This is a genomic window from Streptomyces sp. TRM49041 (assembly GCF_008271805.1).
Classification (GTDB): domain Bacteria; phylum Actinomycetota; class Actinomycetes; order Streptomycetales; family Streptomycetaceae; genus Streptomyces.
The window spans coordinates 1-314 of record NZ_VSRY01000068.1 but is presented as its reverse complement, the minus strand read 5'-3'; the positions used below and the strand labels follow the sequence as shown (position 1 = coordinate 314).

1 protein-coding gene is annotated in these 314 nt (G+C 78.3%); it reads right to left on the bottom strand.

Annotated elements, in window-relative coordinates:
* Positions 1-314: biotin/lipoyl-containing protein (locus FVS66_RS05015; protein WP_316248165.1), on the bottom strand; the 314-nt coding region annotated here is incomplete at both ends.

The following is a 314-nucleotide window of genomic DNA, read 5'->3' as shown; positions in this document are numbered from 1 at the left end:
GGCGGCCGGGGCGGCGCCGGGGGCGCCGATCACGGCGAGCTTGGCGCCGACCTCGGCGGTCTCGTCCTCGCCGACCACGATCTCCAGCAGTACACCGGCGGCCGGGGCGGGGATCTCGGTGTCGACCTTGTCGGTGGAGACCTCGAGCAGCGGCTCGTCGGCCTCGACGGACTCGCCGACCTGCTTCAGCCAGCGCGTGACGGTGCCCTCGGTCACCGACTCGCCCAGCGCGGGCAGGACGACCTCGGTGCCCTGCGCGCCACCGGCCGGGGCGGCGGGAGCGGCGGGAGCCTCGGCGGCGGGGGCCGGGGCCG